The sequence below is a fragment of the Micromonospora sp. DT47 genome, assembly GCF_049844475.1.
Lineage (GTDB): Bacteria > Actinomycetota > Actinomycetes > Mycobacteriales > Micromonosporaceae > Micromonospora.
This window is the reverse complement of sequence record NZ_JBNCLC010000003.1, coordinates 1-21,198: the sequence shown is the minus strand read 5'-3', so window position 1 is coordinate 21,198 and position 21,198 is coordinate 1. Positions and strand designations below refer to the sequence as shown.

16 protein-coding genes and 2 pseudogenes are annotated in these 21,198 nt (G+C 72.0%); 11 read left to right on the top strand and 7 right to left on the bottom strand.

Annotated features, from left to right (window positions below):
* The first annotated feature begins 79 nt into the window (after positions 1-79).
* From ACLQ2U_RS05105 to ACLQ2U_RS05090, 4 genes are all read left to right on the top strand, one after another.
* Positions 80-2,758, top strand: a complete 2,679-nt coding sequence (locus ACLQ2U_RS05105; protein WP_425749365.1) for a nitrate- and nitrite sensing domain-containing protein — start codon at positions 80-82, stop codon at positions 2,756-2,758.
* 75 nt (positions 2,759-2,833) lie between these two features.
* On the top strand, positions 2,834-3,256 hold the full coding sequence (locus tag ACLQ2U_RS05100) for a roadblock/LC7 domain-containing protein (protein ID WP_425749364.1): 423 nt from the start codon (positions 2,834-2,836) through the stop codon (positions 3,254-3,256).
* Between the two features lie 5 nt (positions 3,257-3,261).
* Positions 3,262-3,648 carry a DUF742 domain-containing protein gene (locus ACLQ2U_RS05095; protein ID WP_425749363.1) on the top strand — a complete coding sequence of 129 codons (387 nt, stop codon included), beginning with the start codon at positions 3,262-3,264 and terminating at the stop codon, positions 3,646-3,648.
* Positions 3,629-4,231 (top strand): GTP-binding protein, encoded by a 603-nt coding sequence (locus ACLQ2U_RS05090; protein ID WP_425749362.1) that lies wholly within the window; start codon positions 3,629-3,631, stop codon positions 4,229-4,231. Before ACLQ2U_RS05095 ends, ACLQ2U_RS05090 begins: the two co-directional genes overlap by 20 nt.
* A gap of 107 nt (positions 4,232-4,338) precedes the next feature.
* On the opposite strand, the gene ACLQ2U_RS05085 is transcribed toward ACLQ2U_RS05090, so the two are convergent.
* The gene (locus tag ACLQ2U_RS05085; protein WP_425749361.1) at positions 4,339-7,191 is read right to left on the bottom strand and encodes an aconitate hydratase; all 2,853 of its coding nucleotides are present in this window, start codon (positions 7,189-7,191) and stop codon (positions 4,339-4,341) included.
* Positions 7,192-7,352: 161 nt separating this feature from the next.
* Here ACLQ2U_RS05085 and ACLQ2U_RS05080 point away from each other — a divergent pair, with 161 nt between their 5' ends.
* A complete protein-coding gene (locus ACLQ2U_RS05080) occupies positions 7,353-7,712 on the top strand; it encodes a VOC family protein (protein WP_425749360.1) in 360 nt (119 codons plus the stop codon).
* 85 nt (positions 7,713-7,797) lie between these two features.
* Positions 7,798-8,454, top strand: a complete 657-nt coding sequence (locus ACLQ2U_RS05075; RefSeq protein WP_425749359.1) for a DedA family protein — start codon at positions 7,798-7,800, stop codon at positions 8,452-8,454.
* Positions 8,455-8,527: 73 nt separating this feature from the next.
* Here ACLQ2U_RS05075 and ACLQ2U_RS05070 read toward each other — a convergent pair whose 3' ends face one another.
* The gene (locus ACLQ2U_RS05070) at positions 8,528-9,196 is read right to left on the bottom strand and encodes a C39 family peptidase (protein WP_425749358.1); all 669 of its coding nucleotides are present in this window, start codon (positions 9,194-9,196) and stop codon (positions 8,528-8,530) included.
* Positions 9,197-9,751: 555 nt separating this feature from the next.
* Complete coding sequence (locus ACLQ2U_RS05065; RefSeq protein ID WP_425749357.1) at positions 9,752-10,474, bottom strand: alpha/beta hydrolase; 723 nt, start codon at positions 10,472-10,474, stop codon at positions 9,752-9,754.
* 88 nt (positions 10,475-10,562) lie between these two features.
* On the opposite strand from ACLQ2U_RS05065, the gene ACLQ2U_RS05060 reads away from it, so the two are divergent.
* Positions 10,563-10,943 (top strand): ArsC/Spx/MgsR family protein, encoded by a 381-nt coding sequence (locus ACLQ2U_RS05060; protein ID WP_425749356.1) that lies wholly within the window; start codon positions 10,563-10,565, stop codon positions 10,941-10,943.
* Positions 10,944-10,976: 33 nt separating this feature from the next.
* Here the strand turns inward: ACLQ2U_RS05060 and ACLQ2U_RS05055 are convergent, their stop codons facing one another.
* Both ACLQ2U_RS05055 and ACLQ2U_RS05050 read right to left on the bottom strand, forming a co-directional pair.
* Positions 10,977-11,582, bottom strand: a complete 606-nt coding sequence (locus ACLQ2U_RS05055) for a hypothetical protein (protein ID WP_425749355.1) — start codon at positions 11,580-11,582, stop codon at positions 10,977-10,979.
* Positions 11,583-11,596: 14 nt separating this feature from the next.
* Positions 11,597-11,788, bottom strand: coding sequence for a hypothetical protein (locus ACLQ2U_RS05050; RefSeq protein ID WP_425749354.1), 192 nt, complete (start codon positions 11,786-11,788; stop codon positions 11,597-11,599).
* Between the two features lie 57 nt (positions 11,789-11,845).
* Between ACLQ2U_RS05050 and ACLQ2U_RS05045 the strand changes: the two genes are divergently transcribed.
* Positions 11,846-12,508: a hypothetical protein gene (locus tag ACLQ2U_RS05045; protein ID WP_425749353.1), complete on the top strand. Its 663-nt coding sequence runs from the start codon at positions 11,846-11,848 to the stop codon at positions 12,506-12,508.
* A gap of 37 nt (positions 12,509-12,545) precedes the next feature.
* Positions 12,546-12,935 carry a hypothetical protein gene (locus ACLQ2U_RS05040; RefSeq protein WP_425749352.1) on the top strand — a complete coding sequence of 130 codons (390 nt, stop codon included), beginning with the start codon at positions 12,546-12,548 and terminating at the stop codon, positions 12,933-12,935.
* On the opposite strand, the pseudogene ACLQ2U_RS05035 reads toward ACLQ2U_RS05040, so the two are convergent.
* Positions 12,919-13,422: pseudogene (locus tag ACLQ2U_RS05035) on the bottom strand (GNAT family N-acetyltransferase). The gene ACLQ2U_RS05040 and the pseudogene ACLQ2U_RS05035 sit on opposite strands and share 17 nt — an antisense overlap.
* Positions 13,423-13,620: 198 nt before the next feature.
* On the opposite strand from ACLQ2U_RS05035, the gene ACLQ2U_RS05030 reads away from it, so the two are divergent.
* Complete coding sequence (locus ACLQ2U_RS05030) at positions 13,621-14,292, top strand: hypothetical protein (protein ID WP_425749351.1); 672 nt, start codon at positions 13,621-13,623, stop codon at positions 14,290-14,292.
* 144 nt (positions 14,293-14,436) lie between these two features.
* Complete coding sequence (gene pulA, locus ACLQ2U_RS05025) at positions 14,437-19,926, top strand: pullulanase-type alpha-1,6-glucosidase (RefSeq protein WP_425749350.1); 5,490 nt, start codon at positions 14,437-14,439, stop codon at positions 19,924-19,926.
* Positions 19,927-20,005: 79 nt separating this feature from the next.
* Here the strand turns inward: pulA and ACLQ2U_RS05020 are convergent.
* A pseudogene (locus tag ACLQ2U_RS05020) lies at positions 20,006-21,198 on the bottom strand (hypothetical protein); the annotation flags it as partial.

Below are 21,198 nucleotides of genomic sequence, written 5' to 3'. Positions count from 1 at the left end.
CCTGCTAGCGTGCGCCGGGTTCGATCTGTCGCGACGCCGCCAGCGTCCGGCGGCCACCATCCGGCCCGGGGACGGTGTGATGGGTTCCGGCAGCACGCGCCTGCGTACCAAGGTCATCGCCCTGCTGGCCTCGCTCGTCGCGCTCTGGTCCTTCGCCGCGTGGGTGACGGTCCGTGACGGGTTCAACCTGCTCTGGGTGCAGACCCTGGACAGCCGGGTCGCCGAGCCCGGGGAGCCGTTGGTCACCGAGCTGCAGACCGAGCGGCGGCTCGCCACCACCTACCTGGGGCAGCGCGGCCAGCGCCAGCGCGACGAGCTGACCGCGCAGTGGCGGCGTACCGGCCAGGTGACGGACACCTTCCGCACCTCGGTGCACGGCTGGCAGGCGGAGCTGGCCACCAGCGACGACGCCCGCGGCCGGATCGACGCGGTGCTGACCGGCCTCGACGGGCTCGACGGCGTCCGCGAGTCGGTGGCCGGCGGACGGCTCGACCGGGCGGAGGCCTCCGACGCGTACACCGCGGTCATCGGCGCGCTGCTGCGGATGTACGGCTCGCTGGGCCGGCTCGACGACGCCCGGATCGCCGCGGACAGCGCCACCCTGGTCGACCTCTACCAGGTACGCGAGTTGATGTCCCAACAGGACGCGCTGATCAGTGGCGTGCTGGCCGCGGGCCGGATGACCGGCGACGAGCACGCCCGCTTCGCCCGGCTGGTCGGCGCGCAGCGCTACCTGAGCGCGGCGGCGGTGGGGGAGCTGCCCGCCGGCGACCGGGCCCGCTACGGCCAACTCGTCACCACGGACGCGTTCACCCGGTTCCGCGACCTGGAGGACCGGGTGGTCCAGCAGTCCCGGACCGACGCCGGGACACCGCTGACCGGGCAGGAGTGGCAGGCGGCGGTCGGCCCGGCGCTGAAGGCCCAGGAGGACTTCGGGGTGGCCGTCGGCGACGCGCTCATCGACCGGGCCACCCCGGTCGCCGTGGGCGTCATCGTCCGGCTGGTGCTCGCCGCCGGCCTCGGCCTGATCGCCGTGGTCGCGTCGATCGTCGTCTCGGTCACCACCGCACGCGCCCTGGTCCGTCAGCTGGAACGGCTGCGGGACGCGGCGCTGCGGCTGGCCGACGAGCGGCTGCCCGGCGTGGTCGAGCGGCTCGGCCGCGGCGAGCGGGTCGACGTCGCGCGGGAGGTCCCGCCGCTGGACTTCGGCGACGACGAGATCGGCCAGGTGGGTCGGGCGTTCAACGCCGTGCAGGAGACCGCCGTCCGTACCGCGGTCGAGCAGGCCGAGCTGCGTCGCAACGTCCGTGGGGTGTTCCTCAGCCTGGCCCGGCGTACCCAGGCCCTGGTCCACCGCCAGCTCACCCTGCTGGACGCGATGGAGCGGCGCGAGCAGGACGCCGAGGAGCTGGAGGACCTGTTCCGGGTCGACCACCTGGCCACCCGGATGCGGCGCAACGCCGAGAACCTCATCGTCCTCTCCGGCGCGACCCCGGGTCGGGCCTGGCGGCGCAGCGTGCCGATGGTGGACGTGGTGCGCGGCGCGGTCGCCGAGGTCGAGGACTACACCCGGGTCGACGTGCTGCCGCTGGGCCCGATCTCGCTCGCCGGCCGGGCGGTCGGTGACGTCATCCACCTGGTGGCCGAGCTGATCGAGAACGGCCTCGCCTTCTCACCCCCGCACACCACGGTGGAGGTCCGGGGGCAGCTGGTGGCCAACGGGTTCGTCCTCGAGATCGAGGATCGCGGCCTCGGCATGACTGCGGAGGACCTCGCCGTCGCCAACGACCGCATCGTGGACCGCTCCGAGCTGAACCTGGCCAACGCCTCCCGGCTGGGCCTGTACGTGGTGAGCCGGCTGACCGAGCGGCACGGCGTCCAGGTGCGACTGAAGGAGTCCCCGTACGGTGGCACGACCGCCGTCGTGCTGATCCCGCTCGGTCTGGTGGAGTCCGGCGACCCGAGCCCGTCCGGCGGTTTCCCGGCCAGCGCCGACGCGCCGTCGACGGCGACCACCGGCGGGGGTCGTCCGGTGGACGGAGTCGGAACCGTGCCCACGGCCCCCGCCGCCGGGCCGGCCCGGCCGGCCGAGGGCGCTTCCGGCGTCGGGCCGGCCCGGCCGGCCGAGGATGGTTTCGGCAACGGGGGTGGCTCGGACACCGGCGCGGCCAGCCCGGGCGGGGCCGCGGACGGTGACCCGGCCGAGGTGCCGGCGCTGCCGGTCCGGACCGGGACCTCGACGTCACCCGGGCCGGGGGAGGAGGCGCCGTCACTGACGCCGGCCGGACTGCCGACCCGGTCGCGGACCCGGCCGGGCCGGGGTGCGCTGAACCGCCCCACCGTGCCCACCGTCCCTCAGCTCGCCGGTGCCGCGCCGTCGCCCTCGTCCACTGTCGAGAGCGCGGCCCCGGATGCGGCACCGCCGCAGGCGCGGCCCGCCGTGACCGTGTCGTCGCCGGACGTCACCGTCGCGCGGGCGGACGGCGAGGTGGTCGCCGCCTCGCCTACTGTGGAGGCTCCGGTGACCGACGCCGGCCTGCCGGTCCGGGTGCGGCAGGCGAGCATCGCGCCGCAGTTGCGCGACGAACCGGCCACGCCGGACGCCGACGCCGACGAGCCGGTGCGGCGCGCTCCGGAGGAGGTGCGCCGGATGATGAGCGCCTACCAGTCGGGCACCCGGCGGGGCCGGACCGACGCGGCCCGCCTGCTGGGCGGGGTGCGGACCGGCCCGGACACCGGGGACGGGCAGGCGACCTGACGGCAGCGCGGCGTACGCGACCGGGACGACGGCAACCGAGCACGGCGACACCAGCCGGGGAGAAGGGGACGACGAGTGGGGCAGCAGACGGCTTCGAGTGCCGACCTGACGTGGTTGTTGGACGATCTGGTCGGCCGGGTGCAGCAGGCCGAACACGCGGTCGCGCTCTCCTCCGACGGCCTGCTGATGGCCTCGTCGCGCGGGCTCGGCCGGGACGACGGTGAGCACCTCGCCGCGATGGCGGCCGGGATCCAGAGCCTGGCCCGCGGTGCGGGCAAGCGGTTCGGTGGCGGCGAGGTCCAGCAGAGCATCATCGAGATGCAGTCGTCGTTCCTGTTCGTCACGGCAGCCGGCCGCAACGCCTGCCTCGCCGTGCTGGCCACCGAGGACGCCGACGTCGGCCTGATCGCCTACGAGATGGCGATGCTGGTCACCCGGGTGGGCCGGTACGTCGCCTCGCCGAGCCGGGGCGTCGACGAGCAGGCCGGCGGGAAGTAGCGACGATGGCCGGCGAGGGCGATGCCGCGGAGGAACGGTGGGTCGACGACCACGCGGGCCCGGTGGTGCGCCCCTACGCGGTCACCCGCGGCCGGGCCCGCCCGGTCACCGGCACGTTCGACCTGATCTCCCTGGTGACGGCGAACCGGGCGGAGGTCGGCCAGGAGGCGGGGCTGGGGCCGGAGCACGTGGCGATCGTGGTGCTCTGCCAGCGGGTCCAGTCGGTGGCGGAGGTCTCCTCCCGCCTCGACCTGCCGGTCGGCGCCGTCCGGGTGCTGCTCGGCGACCTGGTGGAGCGTGACCTGGTGCGGGTGCAGGAGCCGCGGGGGTCCGGCGCGGTCAGCGACGAGAGCGTCTTGGAGGCGGTGATCAATGGACTACGGGCACTCTGAGCGGCCGGCCGGCGCGCCACCGCTGCCCACCGCGATCAAGATCCTGGTCGCCGGGGGGTTCGGCGCGGGGAAGACCACCCTGGTCGGCTCGGTCAGCGAGACCCGGCCGCTGCGTACCGAGGAGATGCTGACCGAGACGGGCATCGGCGTCGACGACCTCTCCGGGGTGGAGGACAAGACCACCACCACGGTGGCGATGGACTTCGGCCGTATCACGATCAGCGACGACCTGGTGCTCTACCTGTTCGGCACGCCGGGGCAGGACCGCTTCTGGTTCGTCTGGGACGAGTTGGCGCTCGGGGCACTCGGCGCGGTGGTGCTGGCCGACACCCGCCGGCTCGCCGACTGCTTCCCGTCGATCGACTACTTCGAGGGGCGCGGCATGCCGTTCGTGGTGGCGGTGAACTGCTTCGAGGGCACCCGGCGCTACCGGCTCGACGAGGTGCAGGCGGCGCTGGACCTCGACCCGGACGTGCCGGTGGTGCTCTGCGACGCCCGGCGGCGGGAGTCCAGCCGGGACGTGCTGGTCACGCTCCTGGAGCACGCCATGAAGACCCGGGAGGCCCGGTACCGCGCGGGCTGACCCATGGGTTGGACCGCCGGCCGCCGCGTGCCGGGCGGCCGGTACCGACCGGGACGGGACAGGGCCCCTCCCCGCGGTCGCGGGAAGGGGCCCTGTCCGGTGGTACGTCAGCTGGCGATCATGCGACGCAGCACGTACTGCAGGATGCCGCCGTGCCGGTAGTAGTCCGCCTCGCCCGGGGTGTCGATCCGGACCACGGCGTCGAACTCGACCCCGGTGTCGGTGGTGACCTTCATCGTGCGCGGGGTGTCGCCGTCGTTGAGCGCGGTCACACCGGTGATGGAGAAGGTCTCCGTGCCGGTGAGGCCGAGCGACTCCGCGGTGGTGTCGACCGGGAACTGCAGCGGCAGCACGCCCATGCCGATCAGGTTGGAGCGGTGGATCCGCTCGTACGACTCGGCGATGACCGCCCGGACGCCGAGGAGCATGGTGCCCTTGGCCGCCCAGTCGCGGGACGAGCCGGAGCCGTACTCCTTGCCGGCCAGGATGACCAGCGGGACGCCCGCCTCCTGGTAGGCCGTGGAGGCGTCGTAGATGGAGCTCTGCTCGCCGGTCAGGTGGTTGACCGTGAAGCCGCCCTCGACGCCCGGCACCAGCTGGTTGCGCAGCCGGATGTTGGCGAAGGTGCCCCGGATCATCACCTCGTGGTTGCCCCGGCGCGAGCCGTACGAGTTGAACTCGTGGCGCGGCACGCCGTGCTCGGCGAGGTACTTGCCGGCGGGGGAGTCGGCCTTGATCGAGCCGGCCGGGGAGATGTGGTCGGTGGTCACCGAGTCGCCCAGCTTGGCCAGCACCCGGGCGTCGCTGATGTCGACGACCGCCTTCGGCTCCCGCTCCATGCCCTCGAAGTACGGGGGCTTGCGGACGTAGGTGGACTCGCCGTCCCAGGCGAAGGTGTCACCGGTCGGGGTGGGCAGTGACTGCCAGCGCTCGTCACCGGCGAAGACGTCGGCGTACGCGGCGCTGAATCCGGTGGCGCCGATCGCCGAGGCGATGACGTCCTGGATCTCGGCGCTGTTCGGCCAGATGTCGCGCAGGAAGACCGGCTGGCCCTGGCTGTCCTCGCCGATCGGCTCGTTGGCCAGGTCGATGTCCATCGTGCCGGCGAGCGCGTACGCGACCACCAGCGGCGGGGACGCCAGGTAGTTCATCTTGACGTCCGGGTTGATCCGGCCCTCGAAGTTCCGGTTGCCGGAGAGCACCGAGACGACGGCGAGGTCCTTCTCGTTGACCGCGGCAGAGACCTCCTCCGGCAGCGGGCCGGAGTTGCCGATGCAGGTGGTGCAGCCGTAGCCGACCAGGTTGAAGCCGAGCTTGTTCAGGTACGGCGTGAGGCCGGCGCGGTCGTAGTAGTCCATGACGACCTTGGAGCCCGGCGCCAGGGTGGTCTTGACCCACGGCTTGCGGCTCAGGCCCTTGTCGACCGCGTTGCGGGCGAGCAGCGCGGCGCCGATCATGACCTGCGGGTTGGAGGTGTTGGTGCAGGAGGTGATCGCGGCGATCACCACGGCGCCGTGGTCCAGCTCGTACTCGACGCCGTCGGCGCCGGTCACCCGGATCGGGTTGCTGGCCCGCCCGCCGGAGCCCACAGCGGCGGTCTCCAGGTCGCGCGGCTCGTCGGCCGGGTCGCTGAAGTCGTTGGCCGGCGGGTCGCTGGCCGGGAAGGACTCGGCGCTGGCCTCGTCGGCCGGGCCGTTGGCGCCGCGCGGCAGCTGCTCGCGGGCGACGCCCGGCTTGAGGTCGCGCTCGCCGGCGGAGTCGTCGGCCACGTAGTCGTTCAGGGCCGAGCGGAACAGCGTCTTGGCGGCGCCCAGCGGCACCCGGTCCTGCGGGCGCTTCGGGCCGGCCAGGGACGGCTCGATGGTGCCGAGGTCCAGCTCCAGGCGCTCCGAGTACTCCGGCTCGTGGTTCGGGTCGTGCCAGAGGCCCTGCTCCTTGGCGTACGCCTCGACGAGCGCGACCTGCTGCGCGTCCCGGCCGGTCAGCTCCAGGTAGCGGATCGTCTCGGCGTCGATCGGGAAGATCGCCACGGTGGAGCCGTACTCCGGGGACATGTTGCCGATGGTGGCCCGGTTGGCCAGCGGCACGGCGCTCACGCCGGGGCCGTAGAACTCGACGAACTTGCCGACCACGCCGTGCTTGCGCAGCATCTCGGTGATGGTGAGGACCAGGTCGGTGGCGGTGGTGCCGGCCGGCATCTCGCCGGAGAGCTTGAAGCCGACGACCCGCGGGATCAGCATGCTGACCGGCTGCCCGAGCATCGCGGCCTCGGCCTCGATGCCGCCGACGCCCCAGCCGAGCACGCCCAGGCCGTTGACCATCGTGGTGTGCGAGTCGGTGCCGACCACGGTGTCCGGGTACGCCTGGCCGTTGCGCTCCATGATCGTGCGGGCCAGGTACTCGATGTTGACCTGGTGCACGATGCCGGTGCCCGGCGGGACGACCTTGAACTCGTTGAACGCGCTCTGGCCCCAGCGCAGGAACTGGTAGCGCTCCTTGTTGCGCTCGTACTCCAGCTCGACGTTGCGCTGGAAGGCGTCCTCGCGGCCGAAGAGATCGGCGATGACGGAGTGGTCGATGACCAGCTCGGCCGGGGCGAGCGGGTTCACCTTGGTGGCGTCGCCGCCGAGGTCGCGGACGGCCTCCCGCATGGTGGCCAGGTCGACGACGCAGGGCACGCCGGTGAAGTCCTGCATGAGCACCCGCGCCGGGGTGAACTGGATCTCCACGCTCGGGGCGGCGGTGGGGTCCCAGCCGCCGAGCTCGCGGATGTGGTCGGCGGTGATGTTCGCGCCGTCCTCCGTCCGCAGCAGGTTCTCCAGCAGGATCTTCAAGCTGTAGGGCAGCCGGTCGTGGCCGTCCACCTTGTCGATCTTGAAAATCTCGTAGCTCGCGTCTCCGACGCGTAGCTGGGTCTTCGCACCGAAGGTGTCGAGGCTCGCCACGTCGTACTCCTTCACACCAGCGACCGTGAGTAGTCCTGAGCAGTCTGTCGCACCGGTCGGAGCGCCGCCGAGGTTAGGTGACACTTACCGCCGATTGCCGTTGTCTACAAAACCGTACGTCCGTCTTGCTATTCGCGCAACCTCGTGCCACGGTTTCGGGACAAGGAGGTGCCACCATGATCCATCACGTCCTGCTCGCCTGCCCACGCGGCTCCGAGGACGCGTCCCGGGCGTTCTACGCCGGCCTGCTCGGCATGGTCGAGAAGCCCAAGCCGCCGGCCCTCGCCGCCCGCGGTGGTTGCTGGTTCACCGGGTACGACGCGGAACTCCACCTCGGCGTCGAGGACGACTTCCGCCCCGCCCGCAAGGCCCACCCCGCCCTGCTCCGCCCCGACCTCGACGACCTGGCCGCCCGGCTGACCGCAGCCGGACACGAGGTCACCTGGGGTGACGACGAACTGCCCGGCATGCGGCGCTTCCACACCCACGATCCGCACGGCAACCGCCTGGAGTTCGTCACCCCGATCGCCTCCTGACCCCGGCCCGGTGGCCGGCGGACGAGCGGAGCGCCCGGCGCCGGAGCGGGGGTAGGGTTCGGGGCCGGGCTGGAAGGGGTGGGACGTGGTCGACGTACAACACTGGCTCTCCGCGCTGCCCCCGGTCGCGGTCTATCTGATCGTCGCCGGGGTGATCGGCGTGGAGAGCATGGGCATCCCGCTGCCCGGCGAGATCGTCCTGGTCAGCTCCGCCCTGCTCGCTGCCGCCGGAGTGGTGGAACCGGAGTGGGTGGCCACCGCGGCGGCGGTCGGCGCCATCGTCGGCGACTCCATCGGGTACGCGGTGGGCCGGCGCGGCGGCCGTCCACTGCTCGCCCGGCTGGGCCGGCGCTTCCCGAAACACCTGGGGCCGGCGCAGCTCGCCCGCGCCGAGCAGAGCTTCGCCCGGCACGGCGTCTGGGCGGTCTTCTTCGGCCGGTTCGTGGCGCTGCTGCGGATCCTGGCTGGCCCGCTCGCCGGCGCCCTGCACGTGCCGTACCGCCGGTTCCTGCTGGCCAACGCGGCCGGCGGCCTGGTCTGGGCCTTCGGCACCACGTACCTGCTCTACACGGTCGGCCGGGCCGCCGAGCACTGGCTGAAGGACATCTCCTGGGCGGGGCTGGTCCTGGCGGTGCTGGCCGGCCTCGGCAGCACCTGGTGGCTGCGCCGCCGGGCCCGCCGGCTGGAGCCGGTGGAGGTGCCCGACGAGGCCGAGCCGGTCGGCGCCGGCAAGGACCGCTGACCCGCTGACACCCTGGATACGACGAAAGGGCCGGCCCCCGGTTGGGGGTCGGCCCTTGTCGGTGTGGGTGGGGTCAGGAGGCGGTGGAGTAGCCGCGGGTGGCGATCCAGTCGGCGAGGTTGTCGATGCTCATCCGGTAGGTGGCCTGGTTGGGGTCGGCGGAGTCGGCGATGGTGACGGTGTTGCCGTTGTCGCGGTAGCCGATGACGCTGATGTAGTGGCCGCCTTCGAAGGAGTGGGTGAGGCCGTCGGTGTCGGTGGTGGTGCCGGCGATGTTGGCGACCACGGCGCGGCCGTTGTCGATGGTGCGGACGACGTCGGTGCGCAGTTTCTTGGTCTGCTTGGTGTCGGCCTTGGTGTCGCGGATCTCGACGCTGTGGTAGGCGTCCTTGGTGCCGGTTTCCTTGTTGAGGACGGGGGTGATGTCGTTGATGCTGTTGGTGCCGGCTTCGGTGGTGCCCATTTCCTTGGCCATGGCGTCGACGCTGATGGCCTTGCCCTGCACGCTGAGGGCGTTGCGGGCGGCGGCGGGGCCGCAGTAGTAGAAGTTGGGTTGGGCTTCGTAGCGGACGTCGAGTTCACGCTCGCTGTGGGGCTTGCGGTCGGTGTGTGCCGACGCGGTCGGCTTGCCGGTTTCGGCGGGGGTGGCGTGGGCGGCGGTGAGGGGGCCGGCGATGGCGCCGCCGGTGAAGGCGAGGCCGGCGGCGGTGAGGGCGGTCTTGCGGATCAGATCGGTACGCATGGTGGCGTGCTCCTCTGTTCGGGGGTGCACGGCACACGCAGCCGGGGGCGGTGTGCCGCGGGAAAGTCAAAGGGGGGGATCTGCCCGGCGGCCGGGGGGCCTGCTCGGGTGTCCGGGGGATGTAACCGGCCCGGCCGGGTGCGCATTCCATCGGCGCTGGCTTGCCGGGCCACCGCCTGGCCGGGGGTGCCGGAGCGGTGTGCCATGTACAACGACCCGCACCCCCCGGCGATTCCGCCACCGGGGTGGCGCCGGCCACGGGACGGCGCAGGTCAAACCGGATCCCGGGGCCGGATCCGACCGCCCGAGACCGGACATCTGGCACCAGACCTCACGGGCCCGGGGAACCCTCGGTCGGGGTGTGGGGCCGGCATCGGGGACCCGACACCACATCCGACCCACGCGCTGCCCAGGGAGGCGGGTCGGCGGGTTGGGGCCCTGTGGAGCTGATGTCACAGACGAATCAACCCGCTGCGCGCCTGACGTTCGGTCGAACCGGACATCCGGGCGCGGATCTTGAGGCCGGCAGCCCGCCCCGCGCCGGTGGCTCGTCGGCTATCCGGCGCGGAGCAGTTCGACCACCGCGTCCCGGGCCGTGCGGACGGCCTCCCGGGACTGCTCGGTCTGGTCCAGGATGTCGAAAGCGTGCCGGCCGTCCGGTACCTCGATCAACCGGACCGACCGGCCGAGGTGCGCGGCCCGGTCGAGGAACGCCTCGATGCCGGCCAGGATCGGCGGCGCGTCCTGCCCCGCCCGGGTCAGCACCAGCGGCAGCGCCCCGGTGGCGTCGAGTGCCTCGACCGGCAGGAAGCGCTTGTCAAGCTCCCAGCCGGGCATCGGGGCGAGCAGGGGGTAGGTCGCCGCGATCCCGCGCAGCCACGGCGGCGACGTGCGGAGCCAGTCGGCCATCAGCAACGCGCCACCGGAGAAGAACCAGAGCACCACCCGGTCCGCGTCGACCCGTGGATCGGCGCGGACCAGCTCGACCATCCCGGCGATGTCGTCGGCAGTGGCCGGGAGGGCGGCCAGGTCTTCGACGTGGTAGCTGACGACGGCGGCGACCAGGCCCTGCTCGGCGAGGAGGGCGGCGTACCCGCGGAAGAGCAGCCAGTCGCGCGGGTCGGCCGCGTCGGGCGGGAGCGGGGCGCCGTGCACCACCACGACGGCGGGATGGGGGCCGTCACCGGCCGGCAGGTGCAGGTCGACCCGGCCGTGCCGCTCGACCGGCGCGGCGGCTGGGGACAGGACGAAGGGCATCTGCGCGATGGGCGTGGCCATGCCCGGATGTTAACGACGAAGCCGCTGCTCCACTGCCCCGCCGACCATCCATCGAGGACGAACGTCGGCGTGTGCCACGATGTCCGGCATGGAGATCTGGCACAACCCGTCCTGCTCGAAGTGCGCGGGCGCACGCGCCACCCTGGACGAGGCGCGGGTGCCGTACCGGCTGCGGGCGTATCTGGAGCAGGCGCCGAGCCCGGCGGAGCTGACCGAGGTGCTGCGCCGGCTCGACGACCGGGCCTGGGACGTCTGCCGGACCGGAGAGCCGGCCGCGACGGCCCTGGGCATGGCGGACTGGCCGCGTGACGACGCGACCGAACCGCGCTGGATCGAGGCGATGGCGGCCCACCCGGAGCTGATCCAACGCCCGATCCTGCTCCTCGACGACGGGAGCGCGATGGTCGGCAGGACCCCGGAGGCGCTCGACGAGGCGGTCCGCCGGGCCGGCGCGGACCCCGGCCCCTGACCGGCGCCGGTCAGCCGGCGACCGCCGCCCAGGTCAGTACGGCGACCAGGGTGACCCCCTGGCCGATGTTGACGACCAGCAGCGGTCGGCCCCGTCCTCGGACCAGCGTCCCGAACGCCGCCGGACCGGACCGCTCGCCGGTGAACGCGCCGTGTCAGCGGCCGCTGCTCGAGCCGGGCCGGCCAGGGCGCTGGGCGGCGGCGGATCCGGCGGTCCAGCAGCAGGCACCCCGAGGGCGTACCCGAGGGCCAGTGCCACCGTCCACCCGGACGGGCCCTCGTCCGGCCAGCTCAGGATGTACCAGGCGAGCCCCGCGGCGATGACGACGCCGAGCGCGGCCGCGAGACGCAGCCCCAGCCAGCCGGCGAAGACCGTGCTCACGACCAACCCGATCACCAGGTTCCCGGCCCGGTCCGGCCCGCACGGGTCGGCGTCGGTGCACGGCGGGTAGGGTGCCGACGCCATCACGGCCACCAGGAGCACCGACCCGCCGGCGAGGACCAGCCCACCGGCCGCGCCGCGGCTCCACCCGCCGCGCGGCTCACGCCGCAGGTCGCGGACCGTGGCAGAGGTCAGGAGTTCGGGTACCGGGGCCTCCTCGTCGTCGCCGCGGGCCCCGACGGTAGAGCCGTCCGGCAAGTGACGAGGGGCGGTCAGGCCGGGTCGTCGGCGGACCTCGTGGCGCCCGTGGCCTGGGCGTGCCGCTCGCGCAGCCGCGTTCGGACCTCCTCCGGGGTGTACGCCCGGCGGCGTCGCTCGGCGCGGGCGATGACCACGCCGGACGCCGCCACCCCGGCCAGACCGGCCAACCCGAGGACCTTCCACCACCGCATCCGCTGCCGCATCGGCTTAGGGTAGTGGTCCATGAGCGAGCGCAGCGAGCGAAACACCGGGGCGACGGCATGAGCATCAGCCTGGACGAGGCCGTCGACCTGACCCGCACCGGAGACCTGTGGGTGTTCCGCGGCCGCAGCGTGCCCGACCGGGCCATCCAGTTCACCACCAACAGCCCGATCAACCACGTCGGCATGGCCGTGGTGCTCGACGACATGCCGCCGCTGATGTGGCACGCCGAGCTGGGCCGGTCGTTGCCGGACATGTGGACCGGCAGCCACCAGCGCGGCGTGCAGCTGCACGACCTGCGCGACGCGGTCTGCGTCTGGGCCAACCGGTACGGCCAGCTGGCCTGGCTGCGCCAGCTCGACCCGCCGGCCGACGCCGACATGGAGCAGTCCGTGCTGCGGACCGTGGCCCGGCTCGACGGCACGCCCTTCCCGTCCACCGCGCAGCTCGCCTGGCGCTGGGCCCGGGGTCGGGTGCCGCAGGTACGCCTGCCGTTGCCGGGCCGCCTGGTCCGGTCCGGTCCGTCGGTGCCGGACCGGGCGTTGGAGACCGCGTACTGCGCCGAGGTGGTGGCGGTGACCTACGAGGCGATGGGGCTGCTGCCGGCGGGCCGCCGTCCGAACTGGTACGACCCGGGCCGGTTCTGGAGCGGTGACGACCTCGGCCTGAGCGGCGACGCCCGGCTCGGCGCCGAGATCGAGGTATGCATCCCGCCGCGCTGAGGTTTGCCGAGGCCCGGCAGCGGCAATTGGTGACGCCGTGAGAGCCTCCACCGATCTCGACACACTGACCGACTTCTTCGACCGGTACGGCGTGGCACTCACCGCCGGCGACGTGCCCGCCATCGCCGGCTGTTACGCGTTGCCCGGGCTGGTGGTCGCCGACACGTACAGCTTCTCGTTCAGCACCATGGCCGCCGTCGCGCTCTCCTTCCTCGGCGCGGCGCCGGACTACCAGGAGCGCGAGCTGGTCGCGGCGAACGCGCTGATCGAGGACGTGGAGCCGGTCTCCGCGCTGCTCACCATGGTCGCCGTGCAGTGGGAGTTCCTGGACAGCCAGGGCCGCGCGGTGTCCGGCGAGCGCTACCGCTACCTGCTGCGCGGCACCGACGACGGCCCGGTCATCTGCACCGTCATCCGTACGGCATGACCCGCGCCGTCGGCACCCGGAGACGGAGCTTGCCCCGCCTCTCGTCCTCCAGGACGCCGCCATTGCGCTCGATCACCCGGCGCGGGGCCACGTTCTCCACGTCGCAGGTGACCAGCGCGGACCCGATGCCGGGCCGGTGCGCCACGGGGCAGCGCCGCGCGCAGCATCGCGGTGGCGTGGCCGCGCCGCCGGGCGCTGGCCCGGACGTCGTAGCCGATGTGCCCACCGGCCTCCAGCAGGGACGGGGTGAGCCGGTGCCGGATGGCGACCCGGCCCAGGCACTCGCCGCCCTCGACCCACCACAGTGTGGTGCTGGGGACGAAGCCTTCCGGTCGGGGAGTGTCCTCGTGGACCTGCGCCAGCAGGTCGGCGACGAAGCGGGCGAAGACCGCGGGACGTGCCAGCTCTCCGCGTACCCGCGGATCTCCGCGCCCACCATGCTGTGGTCCTGGCGGTCGCCGCGCCCCTCGGCGCGGAACTCGGCCATCGCGGCGAGGAAGCTGGCGTGCACCCGTTCGGTCGGTGGCGTCAGTGCGGGCCATGTGCCGACCAGATCCGAACCGGCCCCGGCCGGCCGCCCGTTTTCCTGCGCCCCACGGCCGTACGGTCAGCACCGGGTGGGCGTGCTGCGATCCGCTACCGTCGCTGGCTAGGCTGGCGCGTCCGCTCCGGCAAGGGAGACCTCATGTCTGACCGTTCGGCCCCAGGGTCGGGGGCGCGATCCGCACCCGCGATGCTGTCGTCGGTGCCGTGGATCGTGGTGCTGCTCGGGGTCGGTCTGCTGACCACCCTCCTGCTGTTCTCTCTGCTCTCCTTCCGCGACCGGGAGCACCCGGCGGCGCCGGCCCCGGCTCCGCCGATGTACCTGCCGAAGATGCCGTCGGTGACGCTGTCGGCCACCCCTGCCCCGGGCACCCCGCTGGTCGCGGTCGACGCCACCCCGTCGCCGACCGCCTCCGCCACCCCGTCGGAGAGGGCGACGACCCGCCGGCCCAGCGCGTCGCCGAGCACCCGGGCCCCGGCTCCCGCCGGTTCCGGCCGGCTGACCGCCAACTACCAGGCCACCTCCACTGACCGGGACTCCTTCCAGGCCCAGCTTTCCGTGCGCAACGGCACCGGCGGGGCCGAGGGGTGGGAGGTGGAACTGCTCTTCGCCGGCAACGTCAAGTCGATCCAGGCGTCATCCGGCTCCGGGGTGTCGGTACGCACCCAGGGCAGTGGCTGGTTCGTGCTGCGCAGCACGGATCCGCTCGGGGCGGGGGAGACCGCCGTCATCTCGATGACGTTCGGTCGTAACGGCGGCGGCGACGAGCCCGGGCAGTGCACGGTCAACGGGACCGCCTGCTCCATCGGCTGAGGCCCCGCCGGCGCCCTCGCCTCGTACGCCGATGGTCTGTTTCGCAAGATAGCTGCTTTGTTGCGACCTGGTTTGCAAGGTATTGCAGAATGTTTCGGCGAGAGTTAGCGTGCGGGCGAATCAGCGACCAGAGGAAGGCCGTCGATGAAACCCCCGCCGATATCTCCCAAGGCGCTGCTCGCCTTGGTCTCCACCCTCGCCCTCGTCGGCGTCCCGGTCGCCGTCCACCAGCTCGGCGTGGACGTTCGTGACCGGACGTCCACCATCGACACCCTCGCCGCGGCCGGTGCCGCCCAGTGGGGTGCCGAGCCCTCGACCGAGGCGCTGCTCAAGGCCGGCGCGAGCAAGGGGCGGGCCGAGCAGTTCTACTTCGTCCTGCCGGACCGGTTCGCCAACGGCGACAGGCGCAACGACTCCGGCGGGCTCACCGGTGACCGGCTCCGCACCGGTCTCGACCCGAAGGACAAGGGCTTCTACCACGGCGGCGACCTCAAGGGCGTCATCGACAAGTTCGACTACATCCAGGGCATGGGGACGACCGCCATCTGGCTCGCCCCGATCTTCAAGAACCGGCCCGTGCAGAGCACCGACGCGGACGTTTCCGCCGGCTACCACGGCTACTGGATCACCGACTTCACCCAGGTCGACCCGCACTTCGGCACCAACGAGGAGCTGAAGAGGCTGGTCAAGCTCGCCCACCAGCGGGGGATCAAGGTCTACCTCGACGTCATCGTCAACCACACCGCCGACGTCATCAAGTACGACGAGAACAAGTACGCGTACATCGACAAGAAGACCTCGCCGTACACCGACGCGCAGGGGCGGGCCTTCGAGGACCGCAACTACGCCGACGGCACCCGGGACTTCCCGACGGTGAACGCGGACTCGGGCCCGTACACCCCCACCTTCGCCAACGCCGCGGACGCCAAGGTCAAGGTGCCGGCGTGGCTGAACGACCCGACGATGTACCACAACCGGGGTGACTCGACCTTCGCCGGCGAGAACAGCGAGTACGGCGACTTCTTCGGGCTGGACGACCTGTGGACCGAGCGTCCCGAGGTTGTCGAGGGCCTGACCAAGGCGTACGGCGACTGGATCGCCAGCACCGACGTCGACGGGTTCCGGCTGGATACCGTCAAGCACGTCAACCTCGACTTCTGGCCGCAGTTCAGCCAGGGCATCAAGCGGGCCGCCGACTCCGCCGGCAAGAAGGACTTCTTCATGTTCGGCGAGGTCTACAGCGCCGACCAGGAGATCACCTCGACGTACGTGCGGCGCGGCGGCCTGCCGGCCACCCTCGATTTCTCCTTCCAGGAGGCCGCCCGCGGCTACACCGCCGCCGACGGCTCCGCCAAGACGCTCGCCGACATGTACGCCAGGGACGACCTGTACGCGGCCCGGGACACCGACGCCAACCGGCTGACCACGTTCCTCGGCAACCACGACATGGGCCGGATCGGCTCCTTCATCGCCGCCACCGGCGGGGACGACGCCGCCCAGCTGCGCCGCGACCAGCTCGCCCACCAGCTGATGTTCCTCACCCGTGGCCAGCCCGTCGTCTACTCCGGCGACGAGCAGGGCTTCACCGGCCCCGGCGGGGACAAGGACGCCCGGCAGGACATGTTCGCCACCAAGGTGGCGGACTACCTCGACGACGACCTGATCGGCACCACCCGCACCCACGCCAGCGACCAGTACGACAAGACCCACCCGCTGTACCGCACCATCGCCGAGCTGGGCAAGCTCCGCCAGGCCCACCCGGCGCTGCGCGACGGCATCCAGGTCACCCGGTACGCGGCCGACAGCGCCGGCGTCTTCGCCTTCTCCCGGATCGCCCCGGCCGACCGCACCGAGTACGTCGTGGCGGTCAACAACGCCGCCACCGCGCAGACTGTCTCCGTGGACACCTGGTCGGCCGGCACTTCCTTCACCGGCGTCTACGGCGCCGCGGCCACCTCGACGGCCGGCACCGACGGCAAGCTGAGCGTGACCGTGCCGGCGATGTCGGCCGTGGTGCTCAAGGCCGACCGCGCCATCCCGCAGGCCGGCGCCGCGCCGGGCATCACCCTCACCGAGCCGGGTGACGCACCGGTCGCCACCAAGGCCGCCGTCGCCGCACAGGTGACCGGCGACCCGCTGGCCACCGTCACCTTCGCCGCCCGGGTCCCCGGCGGGAAGTGGACGTTGCTGGGCAGCGCGTACAAGGCGCCGTACACCGTCCACCACGACCTGACCGGGCTGGCCGGTGGGACCAGGGTCGAGTACAAGGCCGTGGTCCGCGACGGCAAGGGCCGGCTCGCCAGCACCCGCTCCACGGGCATCGTCGGCACCCCGGCGCAGAGCGCCTCCCGGGACTGGGCGGTGGTGCACTACCAGCGCCCGGCCGGCGGGTACGACGACTGGGGGCTCTACACCTGGGGCGACATCGACCCGGCGTACGCCACCGAGTGGCCCAAGGGGCAGCCGTTCGCCGGTGAGGACTCGTTCGGGCGCTTCGCCTGGGTCAAACTGAAGCCGGGCGCCAAGTCGGTCGGCTTCCTGGTGGTCGACTCCAACGGGAACAAGGACGTCGGCAACGACCGCAGCATCGACGTGACGCAGACCGGGGAGGTCTGGGTCAAGCAGGGCGACAGCGCGCTCTACCCGACCCGGCAGGCCGCCACCGGCGAGCCGGACCCGGCGGTCGACCAGAGCACCGCGGTCCTCCACTGGCGGAAGGCCGACAACAACTACGACGGCTGGGGCCTGCACCTCTGGGACGGCGCCGCCAACCCGACCGACTGGTCCAACCCGCTCAAGCCGGAGAAGGTCGACGCCTTCGGCGCGGTCTTCCGGGTGCCCCTGGCCGCCGGGGCAAGCGGGTTGAGCTACATCATCCACAACGGCGACACCAAGGATCAGCCCGACGACCAGCGGCTGGACTTCGCCGCCGGGCACGAGGTCTGGCTGCTCGCCGGCGTCAAGGGCCGGCTGCTGCCGTCCACCTCCTCCGGCGTCGCCAAGGACGTCGACATCACCAAGCAGAAGGCGCAGTGGATCGACCGGTCCACCGTCGCCTGGCAGACCGGGCCGACCGACGGCAAGCGGTACGCCCTGGTGGCCGCCCCGACCGGCGGGCTGAGCATCGTCGACGGCGAGCTCTCCGGGACGTACACCTCGCTGCCGCTGCGGGCGCAGCGCAACGGGCTCGCCGAGGCCCAGCGCGCGGCCTACCCGCAGCTCTGGTCCTACCGGACCTTCAGCCTGGACCGGGCCGACCTGGCCAAGGTGCCGGCGGCGCTGCGCGGGCAGCTCGTGGTGACCGAGCGGGACGCCGAGGGCGCCCTGCTCGGCGCGACCGGGGTGCAGATCCCCGGCGTGCTCGACGACGTCTACCGGCCGGCCACCGGAGCGAAGCTCGGCCCGACCTTCGCCGGCAAGGTGCCCACCCTGGCGGTCTGGGCGCCCACCGCGCGCAACGTCGCGTTGCAGCTCTTCGACTCGCCGACGGCCGAGCCGAAGACCGTGTCGATGAGCCGCAACGACCGCACCGGCGTCTGGTCGGTGCGCGGCACGAAGGGCTGGAGTGGGAAGTACTACCGCTACCAGGTCGAGGCCTGGCAGCCGGCGGCGCAGAAGGTGGTCACCGCCTCGGTGACCGACCCGTACTCGGTGGCCCTCGCGCCGGACTCGACGCACAGCCAGATCGTCGACCTGTCCGACCCCGCGCTGACCCCGTCGGGCTGGGCCACGCTGCGCAAGCCGCCGGCGGTGCCGCCGTCGAAGGCGCAGATCTCGGAGCTGTCGGTCCGGGACTTCTCGATGGCCGACGCCAGCGTGCCGGCCGAGCGGCGGGGCACCTACCTCGCCTTCACCGACCAGAACACCGCCGGTATGAAGCACCTCAGGGCGCTCGGTGACGCCGGGGTGAACTACCTGCACCTGCTGCCGGCGTTCGATTTCGCCACAATCCCCGAGAAGCGGGCCGACCAGCAGCAACCCGCCTGTGACCTGGCCGCGCTGCCGCCGGACTCCGACCAGCAGCAGAAGTGCGTCGCGGCCGTGGCCGAGAAGGACGGCTACAACTGGGGGTACGACCCGCTGCACTACACCGTGCCGGAGGGCGGCTACGCCGTCGACCCGGCCGGGGCGAAGCGGACCACCGAGTTCCGGCAGATGGTCGCCGGGGTCAACGGCGCCGGCCTGCGGGTCGTGATGGACGTGGTCTACAACCACACCTCGGCCGCCGGCACCGACCCGAAGTCGGTGCTGGACCAGGTGGTGCCGGGCTACTACCAGCGGCTGCTGGAGGACGGCAGCGTCGCCAACTCGACCTGCTGCGCCAACACCGCCCCCGAGCACGCCATGATGGGCAAGCTGGTGGTGGAATCCCTGGTCACCTGGGCCAAGGCGTACAAGGTGGACGGTTTCCGGTTCGACCTGATGGGCCACCACCCGAAGGCGAACATCCTGGCCGTGCGGGCCGCGCTGAACGAGCTGACCCTGGCCCGCGACGGCGTGGACGGGAAGAAGATCCTGCTCTACGGCGAGGGCTGGAACTTCGGCGAGGTCGCCAATGACGCCCGGTTCGTGCAGGCCACCCAGGCCAACATGGCCGGGACCGGGATCGGCACCTTCAACGACCGGCTCCGCGACGCGGTGCGTGGCGGCGGCCCGTTCGACGCCAACCCGCGGATCCAGGGCTTCGCCTCCGGCCTCTTCACCGACCCGAACGGTGACCCGGTCAACGGGTCGGCGGCCGAGCAGAAGGCGCGGCTGCTGCACTCCCAGGACCAGATCAAGGTGGGGCTGACCGGCAACCTGCGCGGTTACCGGTTCACCGACTCGTCGGGCCGGCAGGTGACCGGCGCCCAGGTGGACTACAACGGCTCGCCGGCCGGCTACACCGCCGCGCCGGGCGAGGCGGTCACCTACGTCGACGCGCACGACAACGAGATCCTGTACGACGCGCTGGCGTACAAGCTGCCGCAGGGCACCTCGGCGACCGACCGGTCTCGGATGCAGGTGCTGGCGTTGGCGACCACCGCCCTCGGCCAGGGGACCGGGTTCGTGACCGCCGGCTCCGAGCGGCTGCGCTCGAAGTCGCTGGACCGCAACTCGTACAACTCCGGCGACTGGTTCAACCAGATCCGCTGGGACTGCGCCCAGGGCAACGGCTTCGGCGCCGGCCTGCCGCCGGAGCAGGACAACAAGGACAAGTGGCCGTACGCGAAGCCGCTGCTGGCCGACCCGAAGCTGGTGCCGGACTGCGCGGCGGTCAACCTGGCCGACGCCCGGTACGCGGAGCTGCTGAAGATCCGCGAGTCCTCGCCGGTGTTCGGGCTGACCACGGCCGACCAGGTGCAGCAGCGGGTGGCCTTCCCGCTGTCTGGCAAGGACGAGACGCCCGGCGTGCTGACCATGACGCTGGATGCCCGCGGGCTGGACGGCAAGTGGAAGTCGGTGACCGTCATCTTCAACGCCACCCCTGAGGCCGCGGAGCAGACGGTGGCCGGCCTGCGCGGGGCGGACGTGGCGTTGCACCCGGTGTTGGCGAACTCGGCCGACCCGGAGCTCCGGACCGCCTCGTTCGACACGGCGAGCGGCACCTTCACGGTGCCGGCCCGCAGCGTGGCGGTCTTCGTCCAGGAGTAGTTCACACGAATCGGCCCCCTGCCACCGTGGTGGCAGGGGGCCGACCTATTCTCCCGTCCGGCTGTCGCTGTCGAATCGCTCAGTTGAAGCAGTCTTCGACGGTGTTGGCGCAGTTGGTGGGGTCGTTGTCGGTGATGGTGGAGTCGTCGTCGAGTTTGACCTTGCCGTCGTCGTTGAAGACGCCGCCGGCGATCTTGTGGCGCCTGTCGCCGTTGTCGGCCTTGTTCTCCTTGACCTTGGTGTCGGTCAGGGTGACCTTGCCTTCGTTGTTGAAGATGCCGCCACCGTTCTTGCCGGCGAAGTTCTCCTTGATCTTGGTGTCGCGCAGGGCCAGGCGGGCCTCGAAGTCGTCGTCGTCGTCGTCCTTGTCCTTGTGGTTGGACGAGGAGTTCGGGGCGGTCATGTTGCCGTCCTTGTGGTCCTCTTCGACGGGTTCGCCGTTGAAGATGCCGCCGCCGAAGCGGCCCGCGCTGTTCTCGAGGATCTCGCTGTCGGTGACGGTGGCGCTGGCCCGCTTTTCCTCGTCCTTGTCCTTGTCCTTGCCGTTGCCGTTGCCGTTGTAGAGGACGGCGTCGTGTTCCTTCTCTTCGCTGTTGACGTTGTAGATGCCGCCGCCGTCCTTGTGGGCCTTGTTCTTCTCGACGGTGCTGTTCTTGACCGTCAGGACGGTGTCGATGGCGGCGATGCCGCCGCCGTTCTTGCCAGCGTTGTTGTTCTTGATGAAGGTCCAGCTGACCTCGACGAAGCCGTCGTTGCTGAACAGGCCGCCGCCGTTCTTCTTGGCGGTGTTGCCCTCGATGAGGGTCTTTTCGATCTCCACGGTGCCGGCCTTGCGGTCGTCGTCGTCGTCGTGGCGGTCGTGGCCGTTGCCGTTGACGAGGTCTCCCTTGCCGTGTTCCTTCTTCTTCTTCTCGCCGTGGCCGTTGGCGACGCCGCCGCCGTTCTCGCCGGCGGTGTTGTTGGTGATGCGGGACTCGCCGCCCTTACCGTCGCGGGACCCCTCGACCTCGAGGACACCGGCGTTGAAGATGGCGCCGCCGTCGTCGCCGGCGTGGTTGTTGTCGAGGGTGCTGCTCTCGACCTCGACCCGGCCGAAGTTGGCGATCGCGCCGCCGTTGTCCTCGGCGCTGTTGAGGACGAACTTGGTGTTCACCAGGTGGGCCTTGCCACCTCGCTCGACCAGCAGACCACCGCCGTCGCCCTCGTGCTCCTCGCGGTCCTTGCCGTCCTTGTCGTGCTTGCCATCCTTGTCGTGCTTGCCGTCCTTGCCGT